Origin of the sequence: Sorangium aterium (genome assembly GCF_028368935.1) — a bacterium.
Taxonomy (GTDB): Bacteria; Myxococcota_A; Polyangia; order Polyangiales; family Polyangiaceae; genus Sorangium; species Sorangium atrum.
In genome coordinates this window covers 1,550,615-1,563,934 of the sequence record NZ_JAQNDK010000003.1, presented here as the reverse complement: position 1 = coordinate 1,563,934, position 13,320 = coordinate 1,550,615, and the positions used below count along the sequence as shown (strand labels likewise).

11 protein-coding genes are annotated in these 13,320 nt (G+C 71.3%); 5 read left to right on the top strand and 6 right to left on the bottom strand.

The genetic code is table 11. The annotated features are described in order from the left end of the window. Positions 1–7 precede the first annotated feature (7 nt). The 3 genes from POL72_RS30150 to POL72_RS30140 all read right to left on the bottom strand — a co-directional run bounded on the left by POL72_RS30150 (position 8) and on the right by POL72_RS30140 (position 3,527). Positions 8–991, bottom strand: coding sequence for a pyruvate dehydrogenase complex E1 component subunit beta (locus tag POL72_RS30150; protein WP_272099575.1), 984 nt, complete (start codon positions 989–991; stop codon positions 8–10). Further along, positions 988–1,965, bottom strand: a complete 978-nt coding sequence (gene pdhA / locus POL72_RS30145; protein WP_272099573.1) for a pyruvate dehydrogenase (acetyl-transferring) E1 component subunit alpha — start codon at positions 1,963–1,965, stop codon at positions 988–990. The genes POL72_RS30150 and pdhA overlap by 4 nt, the downstream gene beginning before the upstream one ends. Before the next feature lie 200 nt (positions 1,966–2,165). Beyond that, positions 2,166–3,527 carry a serine/threonine-protein kinase gene (locus POL72_RS30140; protein ID WP_272099571.1) on the bottom strand — a complete coding sequence of 454 codons (1,362 nt, stop codon included), beginning with the start codon at positions 3,525–3,527 and terminating at the stop codon, positions 2,166–2,168. Positions 3,528–3,766: 239 nt separating this feature from the next. Here POL72_RS30140 and POL72_RS30135 point away from each other — a divergent pair, with 239 nt between their 5' ends. After that, positions 3,767–4,822: a hypothetical protein gene (locus POL72_RS30135; protein ID WP_272099570.1), complete on the top strand. Its 1,056-nt coding sequence runs from the start codon at positions 3,767–3,769 to the stop codon at positions 4,820–4,822. 117 nt (positions 4,823–4,939) lie between these two features. On the opposite strand, the gene POL72_RS30130 is transcribed toward POL72_RS30135, so the two are convergent. Beyond that, entirely contained in the window at positions 4,940–5,515 is a 576-nt protein-coding gene (locus POL72_RS30130) for a hypothetical protein (protein WP_272099568.1), read from the bottom strand. Positions 5,516–5,648: 133 nt separating this feature from the next. On the opposite strand from POL72_RS30130, the gene POL72_RS30125 reads away from it, so the two are divergent. After that, positions 5,649–6,764: a M48 family metalloprotease gene (locus tag POL72_RS30125; RefSeq protein ID WP_272099566.1), complete on the top strand. Its 1,116-nt coding sequence runs from the start codon at positions 5,649–5,651 to the stop codon at positions 6,762–6,764. A 116-nt stretch (positions 6,765–6,880) separates the two neighbouring features. Continuing rightward, positions 6,881–7,213: an FKBP-type peptidyl-prolyl cis-trans isomerase gene (locus tag POL72_RS30120; RefSeq protein WP_272099563.1), complete on the top strand. Its 333-nt coding sequence runs from the start codon at positions 6,881–6,883 to the stop codon at positions 7,211–7,213. A gap of 96 nt (positions 7,214–7,309) precedes the next feature. Here POL72_RS30120 and POL72_RS30115 read toward each other — a convergent pair whose 3' ends face one another. Next, on the bottom strand, positions 7,310–8,524 hold the full coding sequence (locus tag POL72_RS30115) for a Stp1/IreP family PP2C-type Ser/Thr phosphatase (protein ID WP_272099562.1): 1,215 nt from the start codon (positions 8,522–8,524) through the stop codon (positions 7,310–7,312). Between the two features lie 101 nt (positions 8,525–8,625). Beyond that, positions 8,626–9,444 (bottom strand): hypothetical protein, encoded by an 819-nt coding sequence (locus POL72_RS30110; protein ID WP_272099560.1) that lies wholly within the window; start codon positions 9,442–9,444, stop codon positions 8,626–8,628. Positions 9,445–9,594: 150 nt separating this feature from the next. On the opposite strand from POL72_RS30110, the gene POL72_RS30105 reads away from it, so the two are divergent. After that, on the top strand, positions 9,595–11,070 hold the full coding sequence (locus POL72_RS30105; protein ID WP_272099558.1) for an FHA and sigma-54 interaction domain-containing protein: 1,476 nt from the start codon (positions 9,595–9,597) through the stop codon (positions 11,068–11,070). Continuing rightward, entirely contained in the window at positions 11,067–13,289 is a 2,223-nt protein-coding gene (locus tag POL72_RS30100; RefSeq protein WP_272099556.1) for a sensor histidine kinase, read from the top strand. The genes POL72_RS30105 and POL72_RS30100 overlap by 4 nt, the downstream gene beginning before the upstream one ends. Positions 13,290–13,320 lie beyond the last annotated feature (31 nt).

Sequence of the window (13,320 nt, the reverse complement as noted above, 5' to 3'; positions counted from 1 at the left end):
CGCTCAGTCAGCTTTTGTAGAGAACGCGGTGAACATTTTCGATGATCCGCGACGCCTGCGGGATCACGTACTGCTCCAGCCGCGCGTTGTAGGGCATCGGGACGTCGAGCGTCGTCGCGCGCAGCACGGGCGCGTCCAGCTCGTCGAACGCGAGCCGCTGGATGCGATCGGCGATCTCCGCGCCGACGCCGCCGTACGGCCAGCCCTCGTGCGCCACGACCGCGCGGTGCGTCTTCGTGACGCTCTTCACGATCGTCTCCTCGTCGAGCGGGCGCAGCGATCGCAGGTCCACGATCTCCGCGCTGATGCCCTCCTTCTCCAGCTCCGCGGCCGCCTCGATCGCGACGTGCACCATCCGGCTCCACGCGATGATCGAGACGTCGGTCCCCTCGCGCACGATCGACGCGACCCCGAGCGGCACGATGAAATCGGGATCGTCGGGCACCTCGCCCTTCACGCCGTAGAGCGTCTCGCTCTCCATGAAGAGCACCGGGTTGTCGTCCCGGATCGCCGACTTCAGGAGACCCTTCGCGTCCGCCGGCATCGCGGGCGCGAGGACCTTGAGGCCGGGGACGTGCGCGTAGAAGTGCTCCATCGCGTGCGAGTGCTGCGAGCCGACCTGCTTCGCCGAGCCGTTCGGCGCCCGCAGCACGAGCGGGATGCTGAGCTGCCCGCCGGACATCTGCCGGAGCTTCGCCGCGTTGTTGAGGATCTGGTCGAACGCCACGGCGGAGAAGTTCCACGTCATGTACTCGACGATCGGCCGGAGCCCGACCATCGCGGCGCCGATCGAGATGCCCGTGAACCCGCTCTCGGTGATGGGCGCGTCGATCACGCGCCTGCTCCCGAACTTGTCGAGCATCCCCTCGGTCACCTTGTAGGCGCCCTGGTAGTGCCCGACCTCCTCGCCGACGAGGTACACCCGCTCGTCGCGCTCCATTTCCTCGACCATGGCGGCGCGAACCGCCTCACGGAATCTTAGGACGGTCATCGCGCAAAAGGTCCTGCATAGGTTGTGGGCTCGAGCACCTCGGGCCCGGGTTCGGGGCTCTCCTCGGCGAAGCGGATCGCGTCGGTGATCTCGTCTTCCACCTCTTTCTCGATCGCCTCGAGGGCGGCCTTGTGGCCCTTCTCCTCGAGCTCGACGCGAGAGCGGAGGAGCACGTCCTTCTTCTTGCGCTCCTCGAGCTCCTCCTTCGTCCGGTACTTGCCGGGATCGCTCATCGAGTGGCCCCGGAAGCGGTACGTCCTGATCTCGACCAGCGTCGGCTCCGAGTTCGTGCGCGCCCGCGCGACGGCCTCGGCGAGGCGATCGCGCACCTGGAGGACGTGCTCGGAGTTGAAGCGATCGCGCTCCATCCCGTAGGCGAGCGCCTTCAGCGAGACGTCCTCGACCGAGAGCGTCCGGGAGAGCGGCGTCCCCATCGCGTACTCGTTGTTCTCGCAGACGAACACGATCGGCAGCTTCCACAGCGCCGCGAGCGACATCCCTTCGTGGAAGTCGCCGATGCTCACCGCGCCCTCGCCGAAGAACACCATCGAGACCCGGTCCTCGCCGCGGTACTTCGACGCGAACGCGGTCCCGACGGCGATGGGGATGTGCCCGCCGACGATGCCGTAGCCGCCGAGCATGTTGTGCTCTTTGTCGAAGAAGTGCATCGAGCCGCCGAGCCCCTTCGAGCACCCGGTGACCTTGCCGTAGAGCTCGGCCATCGCGGCGCGCGGGCTCATCCCGCGGGCGAGCGCGAGCCCGTGATCGCGGTAGGTGGTCATCACGTAGTCGTCGGGGCGGAGCGCCGCGGAGGCACCGACGGCGATGGGCTCCTGACCGATGTACAGGTGAAGGAACCCACCGATCTTGCTCTGCGCGTACGCGCGGGCCGCCTCTTCCTCGAAGCGGCGTATCTGAAACATCTTTCGGTAGAGCGACAGATGGAGATCGTCGCCGTTTGTCAGGGTAGTCATCGCGGAGATCTCAAGGGGCAGAACAGCAATTCAGACAGTCGCTAGGGCAGAGGTCGGCGTGAATCCAGGGCGCCTCTCCGGGTCCTGCGATGGACCCAGCGAGCCGCTTGACGTCGGCCGTGCAGGACAGCGACGGTGCTTACTCGGGCTCCTTTACGGGAGTTTTTTCCGCGTGACAACGCATCCGCGATGTCACGCGTTCAACGCGCAGCAGCATCGGCACCACCGGCGTCCTGCGCGCCGGGCTCTGTGGCCTCTGGCACGTCGAGGTCGTCGGTCTCCGGCGTTCCGGCGTCCGCGGCCTGCTCGTCCTCGGGGAGCGGGGTCGACACGGGCGAGGGCGCGGCGCTGCCCGGCGCGCTCGCGCTGGGCTCCGCGGCGCTGGGCTCCGCGCTGACCGTCGCGCGCGCCGTGGTGTCGGCGGGGTCGTGCTTCGGGCGCGCAGGCCGCGTCGACGGCGCGGGGCGCGGTCGCGGCGCCGTCGTCGCCGACGACGCGCTCGGCGCTGCTCCGACGGCGGGCTCCTCGGCGGGCGCGTCTGCAGATCGCAGCGCGGTGTGGAGGAGCAGCGCGGCCGTGGCCACGACCACGGCCGCGCCCACGGCGATCTGCCCCGCCTTCCGCTCGCGGGGAGGGAAGTTGATGTCGAGCGGATCCGCGCGCACCGCGGCTGGCTCGGCGGACAGCGCCGGCGTCGCCGTGACGGCGCTGTCCAGCATCCGCCTCGGCATCTGGCTGGAGGCGGCCCACTCGAGGCTGTTCGCGAACGCGGCGCCGAACTCGTCGCAGCTCGGGTACCTGTCCTCGGGTCGCTTCGACAGCCCGCGCGCGAGCACCTGATCGAGCGACGGCGGGAGGCCGAGCTCCCTCGCGATCGGCGGCGGCTCGTCGGTCGCGATCCGCGACGCGACCGAGACCGCGTCGTCGCCCGGGAACGCGCGGCTCCCGGAGATCGCCTCGTACATGACGGCGGCGAGCGAGAACTGATCGCTCTCGGGCGAGAACTTCCCGACGCGGAACGTCTCCGGCGCGCTGTACGCGGGCGTCCCCATGAGCCCTCCCTGGTGCGTCAGCGTCGAGTCCGGGATCCGCGCGATGCCGAAGTCGGCGATCTTGCCGCCGTTCATCGAGAGGATGATGTTCTCCGGCTTGATGTCGCGGTGGACGATGCCTGCCCGGTGCGCGATCGTGAGCGCCTCGCCGAGCTCGCGCGCGAGGCGCGCCGCCTGCGCCGCCGAGAGCGGCCGCTCGAGGAGGTGCTGCTTCAGCGTCGGCCCCTCGACGTACTCGAAGACGAGGTAGAGCCCGAAGTCCGGGTCCTCGCCGACGTCGTGGAGCGTGACGAGGTTCGGGTGGGTCACCCGGGCGGCGGCGCGCGCTTCGTGGCGCATCCTCACGATCAGCTGCTCGCGGACGTCGCGCGGGATGCGCAGGTCGTCGCGCAGGTGCTTCAGCGCGACGTCGCGATCGAGCAGCGGATCGTGCGCCAGCAGCACGCGCCCCATCGCCCCCTCGCCGAGGAGGCGCTGCACGTGGTAGCGGCCGAGGGCGGCGGGCAGCACGGAGCTATCGCTCGGCTGTGCGAGCGCGCCGCCGCCATCGGAGGACGAGGATCGAGGCACGTCGCGTCGGTTCTAACCGGCCAGAGGCCCCGGCGGAAGGCCTGGCCGGCGTCTCGCTTCCGGTTATGCTCTGCCGCAGCGCGCCCCGGGTCCACGAGCGGCGCTCGCGGTCCTGCGGAGGCGGTCCCCGCAGGGCCCTGGCGGCGTGCGGCATCCCAGAGAGGGCGCAGCGAGCACAGATGAGCACCGAGAGCGCGTCGAAGCCGGTCCAGGTCGCCGGAGCTACGAAGAAGCGGGGCAAGGCCAAGTACATCGTGCTCGTCGGCCTCGTGCTCATCGTCGTCCTCGCCCAGCAGACGGGGCTCCTCGGCTTCGGCGTGGCGCACCTCCGCGCCGCAACATTCCCGAGAGACGAATCGCTGCTCGAATATGTCCAAGGCAGCGCCCCCGGCGTGGTGATCGTCGACCCTCACCAGATCGACCTGCAGGCGCTCGGCGCGGAGGGGGGCGCGGTGCGGCTGCACATCGAGCGCACCCGAGACGACATCAAGAAGGCGACGGGCATCGATCTCGGGTTCGACGTCGACAAGCTGGTCGTTGCCCCGTCGCTCGTGGTCGCGCGCGGGCGCTTCAACGAGCAGAAGCTCGCGGAGCGGCTGGCGACGCACAGCTACGTCCAGGCAGAGTACAAAGGCGTGAAGTACCTGCTCCGCGCCGGCGAGGACGCGATCGCCGTGCGCAACGGGTCGATCCTGCTGTACGGCGCCGAGCCGGAGATCCGCGCGAGCATCGACGCCGAGGAGGCCGGGACGTCGCTGGCGAGCCGGGACGAGGCGACGTCGCGCCTCGCGCACATCGGGTGGGATCGTCCCCTCCTGGGCGTCGCCCTCCTTTCCGAGAGCAAGCCGAGCCTCCGCGCGATCCTCACCGGCTCCACGGGCCCGCGCGCCGTCACCGTCGGCGTCTCGACGAAGGGCGGGCTCTCGGTGACCGTCGCGATCGACGCCGCGTCGGCCGACGCGGCCGAAGAGCTACGGAAGCTCCTCGAGGAGAAGCGCGCGAACGTCGATGCGCTGAAGGCGCTCGTCGGCCCGGAATCCGGGGCGGCGCTCGCCGAGATCGCGAAGCGCGCGACGCTCGCCGTGGAGCCGGGCGCCGGCCGGCTGACGGTGCAGGCGGAGGTGCGCCCCGAGGAGATCGAGCTGCTCGCGAAGGCCGGCCATGTGGCGGCGGGCTCGCTCGGGGAGATGTACAAAAATGTGCGGCTGCTTCAGCTCCTCGCGCCGGGCCCCTGACGCCGTCGTCCGAGCGGAAGGCGCGCTCGGCCCGTCTCGATCTGGATACGGCTGTGCACGACGGCAGCACCGCTCATATCGAGCGGGCGCTGCCGGCGGTGCGGCGCTGGTCGAGGCTCAGAGCTCGGCGCAGCGCGGGCACCGCGCCTCGACCCGGTCCGTCGCGCTCTTGACCCGGGCGCGCGCGGCATCGCACCGCTGGTCCGCATCGCCGGCGAGCCCGCAGAGGTGCTGCGCGGCGCGGCTCATGGACGCGAGCGCGCGGCACGCTGTCTCACACGGCGGCGCGGACGTCGGCTCGGCCTCGAGCTTCTTGGCCGGGGGCTCGCCGCCGGCGGCCGTCGCCCGCGGTGACGGCGCGGTGCGGCTGTCGGGTACGCTCGGGCTCGGCGGCGAAGGCGCCGCCTGCGGCGGCGCTCCCGGCGGCGCCGCTTCCGCCACGGCCCGGCCCTCGTCGCGCTGCGCGGGCGCGCCGATCGCCTGATCGAGCTCGTCCTCCGCGCGCTCGAGCTCCGCGAGCGCATCATCGGCCGTCTCGATCGAGCTTCCCTTGTGCGGCGACATCGAGGTCGCACCGGCGGCCTCCGGCGCCACGGGGGCTTGGGCGACGGAGGCTCCGCCGCAGCCCGAGAGCGCGGCGGCGCTGATCCACAGGGTGGCGGCCGCGGGAGACCAGGCACGGTGTCTGTTCATCGGTCCTCCTGCGCCTGACGCGCGGCGCCCGGCTTTCGGCTCATCGCGGCGCCGCGGCGCCGCGACTGCGCGCCGAGATCTTGCGTGCGGCGCGGCGAGGATGACCCCCTCGCCGTGCGCTATGCTCGCGGCGATGAATCTGCTTCGACCGATCGGCGCCTTCGTTCTGGCTCTCGGACTGGTCGCAGGCTGTCAGCGAGGCAGCTCGCGCCGGCCTGCGTCTCAGCCGTCCTACGGCCAGGCCTATCCTCCCTACGGCGCGCCCCAGCAGGGGGCTCCCCCACAGCAGCCCGGGTACCCGCAGCAGCCCGGGTACCCGCAGCAGCCCGGGTATCCGCAGCAGCCCGGGTATCCGCCGGCGCAGACCGGGCCCGTGCCGGCGCCTACCTTCAGCGTGCCCACGATGCCGGGGCTGCCGGTGCTCGGCGATCCCATCAACGACATCAACATCGGCTGGCTCCAGTCCGAGGCCGGCGTCGTCATGGGCGCGTTGATCGGCGCGCTGCCGGCGGCCTCGCAGCAGAAGGTGAGGGGCATCCCGTTCATCGCCGATCCGACGGTGGGCGAGGTGAACGCGTTCGCCGGCTGTGACGACCAGCGGATGCCGTTCATGGCGATCACCGACGGGCTGCTCGAGGTAGAGGCGCAGATCGCGCAGTTCAAGGCGACCGACGAGGTCTTCGGGACGAGGAAGCTCGACGAGTTCCTGCGGATGCTCGCGCAGCGACAGCGGCCTGGGCAGCCGATCGTCCGGCCGCCGGCGGGCTTCATCGATCCGGTGCAGCACACGGACGCGCGCAAGGTCGAGCGGCAGCGCCAGCTCTACGACGAGCAGCTCGCGTTCGTCCTCGGCCACGAGCTCGGCCACCACCACCTCGGGCACACGGGCTGCGCGAACGGGCAGGGGGGGAGCCGGGGCGTCACGCCCGCGGATCTCGGGCGGATGCTGTCGCGCACGCTCCCCATCTTCAACCAGCCGAACGAGATCGCGGCGGACGTGGCGGGCGTGAACAACCTGCTCTCCGCTGGCGCGCGGCAGCAGGGGTACCGCTGGACCGAGGGGGGCGCGATGCTCACGCTCGGCTTCTTCGCGTCGCTCGATCAGCTCACGCCCGCCTCGATCCTGTTTGCCTTCGAGCAGACGCACCCGCACCCGCTGCTGCGGCAGCCCGTCGTCCAGCAGACCGCCAACACCTGGCGGATGACCGGAGGCGCGCCCGTGTTCACGTTCCCCGGTTTCGGCGGCTGAGCCACGATTTCCCGAGCGTCTTCGCGCTCGCGGACGCTCGTCCGGAGAGCTCGTCTGCTGCTTCGGCTTGACGCGACCGCGCAGCGCTCCTCCCATCGCGCCGAAAGGAATCGACCATGCAAGCAGAGCTCGGGATCGAGGACCTCAAGGAAGGCACAGGCGCCGAGGCGAAGCACGGCCAGCTCGTGACGGTGCACTACGTCGGCACGCTGACCAACGGCAACAAGTTCGACAGCTCGCGCGACCGCCCGGGCCAGGGCTTCTCGTTCAAGCTGGGGGCCGGGCAGGTGATCAAGGGATGGGATCAGGGCGTCGCCGGCATGAAGATCGGCGGCCTCCGCAAGCTGACGATCCCGCCGGAGCTCGGCTACGGCGCTCGCGGCTTCCCCCCCGTGATCCCGCCGAACTCGACCCTCGTCTTCGAGGTCGAGCTGCTCGCGGTCAAGTGATCTGCTGCGCGTCGGCCCCGCTGCGTCGGCCGCTGCGCGCGACCGGCGCTCGGGGCGGTGCGCAGGTCGACGCGGACGAAGCGCCCGCGGCGCTGCTCACGGCTTGATGGGGGCGCCGCACTCGACGCAGAACCGGTTGCCGATGAAGAGCTCGTGCTTGCAGTGCGCGCACCGCGCGACCCGCACCTCGGTCTGGCGCTTCGCGGGCTTCGATGACGGGGCTTCCTTCACGGGAGGCCTCGCCGCCGTCGTCACGGCAGCGTAGCGGCCGGAGCCAGCGGCGGCCCGCGAGCGCCGATCCGTGAGCGGCGCGGCGGCCATGCGCGACACCGCGCCCGGCGCGCCGTGGGCGTGGCTCCGCAGGCCGTTGTCCGCGATGGAGTGGATCTGGTGCGCCGCGATGCGCTCGCTGTCTGACGAGGCAGCCGCGTCGAGATCGACCTCCTCGCCCGGGAGCTGTGCGTCGTTGACCACCGCGGGCGGAAGCGCGTCGCCGAACTCATCGACGTGGAGGGGCCGGGTGTCGTCGAGCTCGGCGCTGTTCGGTTGCCGCTCCTCCTGCGCGTCGAGCTGGATGCGGACGATCAGCGCCGAGATGTTGTCGGTCCCGCCCGCCTCGTTGGCCATCTCGATGAGGAGCTCGCAGGCCTCGTGCGGATCCTGGGTGATGTCGACCACATCGAGCATCTGCTGCTCCGAGATCATCCCGCTCAACCCGTCCGAGCAGAGCAGGAAGACGTCGCCGGGCTGGGTGGGCTCCGAGCGGATGTCGACCTTCACGGCGTCCTTCATGCCGAGCGCGCGCGTGATGATGTTCTTCGGGAGCCGCGCCAGCTCGTCCTGGCTCAGGTCGGGCTTGAGCGCGAGGGCGTCGTTGATGAGCGAGTGGTCCTTCGTGAGCTGCTCGATCTCGCCGTGTCGGATCCGGTAGCAGCGGCTATCGCCGACGTGCCCGACGTGGATCTGCTCGGTTTCGCACGACACGTAGGCGGCGACCACCGTCGAGCCCATGCCCTGGTGCTGGGTGTACGTGTTCGAGATGACGAACACATCGTGGTTCGCCTTGCGGATCGCCGCGACGATGCGCCGCGCTTCCGGATCGAGCTCCTGCTCGTCGGCCGGGACGGGGCCTGGCAGGCTGCCGGCGCGGGTCGCCTCGAAGAAGTTGTCGAGCGATTTGGTCGCGAGCGCGCTGGCGACGTTGCCCGCGTTGTGCCCGCCCATGCCGTCCGCCACGACGAAGAGGCCGAGCTCGGACTTCACGAGGACGTTGTCCTCGTTGTGCTTTCGCTGGCGACCTACGTCGGTCACGGCAGCCGCGACGGGTCGGGTGCGGCTGCTCGTCCTGAACTCGCCCATTCGCGGCAGATTATACCTGCCCCTCGCTCTCGACCGCCCACATTCCGGCTGCTTTAGCGGCGGGCTGCTCCCTGGGAGGCGGTCGCCTGAGCGGCGATCCTCGGTGACGTACCGGCCGAGGCCGCCGGTGGTCGCGTGCCCCGGGGTAGGGGATCCAGCGCGAGGCGCACACCGATCTGGAAGAATCCGTAAGCCGTGGGGTCGGAGCCCTCGTCAGGGCGCGAGAGGTAGGTGCCGGCGTCGAGCTCGGCGAACACACCGACGCCAAGGATCGGCGCCGGGTAGAAGTCGGCGCCCAGCGCGACGCGGGCGACATCGAGACCGTGGAACACACGATCGGTCGCCGTCGAGCCGGCCGCCGAGGCCTCCGGCGATGTGAAGACCGTTCGCCGGTACCCCACGCCGTAGCTGATCCAGGGGTCGACCGCGATCCCCTGGGCGACGTGGTAGACGAACCCCAGACCCAGGTCGAGGCTTCGGCCGGAGCAGTCGCTGCAGCCTGCCGCTGCCGGGAGCAGGGTGTAGGAGCCGCTTGCTTCCAGGACGGTCACGCGGCTCAAGCCGATGCCGAGGTTGGCGCCGAACGCGAACCCGCCCGAGACCGTGTCGGTGACCGGTTGACCGGCGGCCATGCCGCCGAAGGGCTGGCTGTACCCGGCTCGTCCCTGGAGCAGGAGGTGTCCGCTCCGCTCGTCGGGCCCGGCGGGGCGCTTCACCCCGGCTTCCGGCCCGGCCTCTTCTTCCTCAGCTACCTCGGCTGCGGCCGTCGTTTGATCTGCGGGCTGGGCGAGGGCCTGGTTGGCCGAGAGCACCCAGCCCGCTGCCGCCACGCCGAGCGCCGGCGCGGTCCACCTTGTCGAGCGCGATCTCACGAACGGCCTCTAGAACAGCGCGGTCCAGAGCGCAAAGGGGGCGCGCGCCGACGAGCAGGAATGTCGCCCGGGCGGCGCGGGCGACGCGACTCGACGCGACTCGACGCGACTCGACGCGACTCGACGCGACTCGACGCAACTGCGCCTCGCGTGCCGACGACAGACCTCCTGGACATGGACAACGCACCGACCGGCAGCGACCACGACAGCCCTTCCAGACCCCTCACTTCTGCTCACCGCGATAGGGCGGCGTCCGCGCCGCCGCCGGCGCCGGCCGCGCCCCACGTGGCGCTGCCGGGAGCGCTCGCCGGAGCGCCCGGCGATCGAGCGGACCCTGGCGTGCGCGGCGGCGAGTCCTTCTCGGCCCGGGACGTCACCATCGATCTCGTGGACGACAACGACGTGCTCACCACAGTGTGGCTCCGCTGCGAGCACCCCGGCGGAGGCGCTCCGGTGCGCATCGCCGTCGCGCCGGGGGCCGAGCTCACCCTGGGCAGCGCTCCGGCTGCGGACGTGAGGCTCGACGATGCCGCGGTGAGCGCCCGGCACTGCCGCGTCGCGCACCGCGGCGCCTCGATCGAGGTGACGGACCTCGGCTCTCGCAACGGCGTTCGCGTCGGCGGCGTCCGCGTGCGGCAGGCGATGCTCGTTCCTGGCGGCTGCTTCGAGATCGGTCGCACGGCGATGTGCGTCGAGTCGGCTCGAAAAGTGCCGGTGATCGAGGAGGATGGGCCGCCGCTCCCCGGTCTCATCGGCCGCTCGCGGCCCATGCGGCAGCTCGCCGCGGCGGCCCGGCGGGTCGCGCCGCTCCAGCTCCCCGTGCTTCTGCGCGGCGAGTCCGGTACGGGCAAGGACGTCGTGGCCCGGGCGATCCACGCGGAGAGCACCCGGGCCGACCGGCCGTTCGTGGTCCTCAACGCCGCCACGATCCTGCGCGAGCTCGCGGAATCCGAGCTGTTCGGCCATCGTCGGGGCGCGTTCACGGGCGCGGTTCGGGAGCGTCAGGGGGCGTTCGTCGAGGCCAACCACGGGACGCTCTTCCTCGACGAGATCGCGGCGCTCTCGCTGGAGGTCCAGGCGAAGCTGCTGCGCGTCGTGGAGGAGGGGATGGTCCGCCCGCTGGGGGCAGAGAGGGCGATGCAGATCAACGTGCGGCTCATCGTCGCGACCTGCGAGCCGCTGGAGACGCTCGTCGCCGAGCGTTGCTTCCGCGCGGATCTCTACGAGCGCCTGGCGGTGTGCCGTATCCAGCTCCCCGCGCTGCGCGATCGGCCCGACGACATCCCGCTCCTGGCCGAGCACCTCCTGGCGAGCTCCGAGATTGGCCGGCGCCAGCTGTCCCCTGGCGCGCTCGCCGCGCTGAGGGCGCACCGCTGGCAAGGCAACGTCCGAGAGCTGCGGAACGTGCTGATTCAAGCCGCGCTGCGCGCGCACGGCCGTGTGTTGCCCGAGCACATCACGGCGGTCATCGCCGATCGCGAGCCCCCGGTCCGCCGGAAGATCACGCCCGCCGATGCGCTCCGCGCCTTCGAGGAGGTGGGCGGCAACGTCAGCGCCGCGGCGCGGCTTGCGGACATCCCGCGCTCGACGATGCGGGATCTGCTTCGCGTCGCGAAGGACAGGTGAGGGCGGCGGATGCGGCGGACGTCGCCCCGATGCAGCGGAGCACCTCCTCCAGCCGACGAGCGGAGCAGCCGCTCGACCTCCCGTCATCGATCTCGATGCGCCCAGCGCTCGCCGCCGTTGTGACCTCGACGGTCGCCCTCGGGCGCACCAAGAGCTTCTGCATGATCGTGGAGTCCTTGCTCCCCTGGCCAGCGATGAGGCTGACCAGCACGGGTGAGGTCCAGGCAAGCGCGTCCTTGGGCGAGCTCCTGGAGATGGAGTCGCCGACCCCGGAACGCCTGTCGGAGCGCTTCGAACTATCCCGGCTCGGGAGCCGGGCGGCCCTCGCCGAGCATGAGCTGCCGTGGCGGCGCGCCCTCCGCGGCGAGTCCTTCAGCGACGAGGAGGTCTGGTACGATCGACCGACCGGCCGCAGCCTGCTGTTGCTGGTGCGCTGCCGCGCGTCGGCCGGCGAGGCGCTGCTCGTGTTCGAAAACGTCGCCGATGAGCCCTTCGCGATCCGGCTCGCCGACCTCGTGGCCAGCATCGGCACTGCGCTGCCCGGCGCGGATGAGCCCTCGGCCCTGGCCCATGGGCTGCTCGACGAGGTGGCCGCCGCCGTTCGAGCAGACGCCGTGTTTCTCGTCGCCACCGAGGGCGGCGAACGCCTCAGGCTGGTCGCCTCGGTCGGCCTTCCCGAGGCATTCGCGCAAGGTGACAACCTGAACCTGGCTGCCAGCGTCATGGCGCTGGCAATCGAGACCGGCGACATCCAGGAGGTCGCGCGCATCGAGGATCTGCCAGAGGGCGCCTTCCGCGGCACCCTGCGCCTGCTCGAGCTCGGGCTCCACGCGGTGGCGGCGTTCCCCCTGAGCGCAGGCGGCGAGCGTGTCGGGGTGCTGGGGCTCGCGCGGCGGAAGCCGGGGAAGCTCAGCCGGATCGAGCGCCGCTTGCTCCGGGGCGTGGCGGGCGCCTGTGCGCTCGGGCTGCGGCAGGCGCGGCTGCGCGACGCCGAGCGCCGCGAGGCCCACCGGCTGCGCTTGCTCCGCGACGTGGCCATGGACATCGAGGCCGCCATGCCCCTGCGCGCGTTGCTGCACCGCCTGGTGGAGCAGGCCTGCGAGCTGACCCGCGCTCGTTACGGCGCCCTGGGGGTGCTCGACGCCGAGGGCACCGGGCTCTCCGACTTCATCTACGTGGGCGTCGACGAGAAGGTCGCCTGCGACATCGGCAGCTTCCCCCAGGGCCGCGGGCTCCTGGGCGCGCTCATCCGCGACCCGCGGCCCAGCCGGGTGGCGAATATCCACGCCGATCCGCGGTCGGTCGGCTTCCCGGCGCATCACCCCGCGATGACGTCCTTCCTCGGCGTCCCGGTGCTCATCGGGCAGAAGGTGTTCGGGAATTTTTACCTTTGCGACAAGGATGGTGGCGCCGAGTTCGCGGAGGAGGACGAGCGTATGGTCCGGCTCTTCGCCGCGCAGTCGGCGCTGGCCATCGCCTACGCCCAGCAGGTCGAGCGCACGCAGGAAGCCCATCGCGAGATGGACCGCCTGCGAAACGAGTTCGCAGCCGTCATCGCTCACGATCTCCGCAACCCCGTCGCGGCCATGGCGCTGCTCCTGGACGCGCTGCTCGCAAAACGCGAGGACAGCTCGGTCGTCGTGTCGGTTCAGCACCTCCAATGTTTGCGCCGGATAAGCAGCCGGATCTCGCGCATGACGCAGGACCTGCGCGACGTCTCTCGCATCGAGCTCGGGCGGCTCTCGCTCGAGCGCCAGCCCGTGTCGCTGGAGGAGGCGACGCGCGCGCTGCTCACGGAGATCGAGCCGACCCTCGGGCAGCACCCGGTGACCCTCGACGTGGAGGGGCGTGTGCCCGAGGTCTTCGTCGATCCGGCCCGGCTGTCGCAGATCCTTGCGAACCTGCTCGACAACGCCGCCAAATACTCCGGCGCCGGCTCGCCGATCCGCGTGACCCTCCGTCCGGAGGCGGGAGGCGCGGCGCTGACGGTCGAGGATCGCGGCCCGGGTATCTCGGCGGCCGATCTGGGCAGGCTCTTCGATCGCTTCTTTCAGGCCCCGCGGGCGCGCGAAAAGAACACGGGGCTCGGCCTGGGCCTCTACATCGTCAAGGGGCTGATGGAGGCGCACGGCGGCAGCATCGCCGTGGAGAGCACGCCGGGCCAGGGCTCGACCTTCCGGCTGTGGTTTCCGGCGGCTCAACCCGCGAAGGCGGCGTAGCTCGCGATTCTCTCTTCGGAGCCCAGGCCGG

Coding starts and splice junctions, on each gene's coding strand:
- pdhA (WP_272099573.1), bottom strand. CDS start 1,965: ATGACTACCCTGACAAACGGCGACGATCTCCATCTGTCGCTCTACCGA.
- POL72_RS30130 (WP_272099568.1), bottom strand. CDS start 5,515: ATGAACAGACACCGTGCCTGGTCTCCCGCGGCCGCCACCCTGTGGATC.
- POL72_RS30125 (WP_272099566.1), top strand. CDS start 5,649: ATGAATCTGCTTCGACCGATCGGCGCCTTCGTTCTGGCTCTCGGACTG.
- POL72_RS30135 (WP_272099570.1), top strand. CDS start 3,767: ATGAGCACCGAGAGCGCGTCGAAGCCGGTCCAGGTCGCCGGAGCTACG.
- POL72_RS30120 (WP_272099563.1), top strand. CDS start 6,881: ATGCAAGCAGAGCTCGGGATCGAGGACCTCAAGGAAGGCACAGGCGCC.
- POL72_RS30150 (WP_272099575.1), bottom strand. CDS start 991: ATGACCGTCCTAAGATTCCGTGAGGCGGTTCGCGCCGCCATGGTCGAG.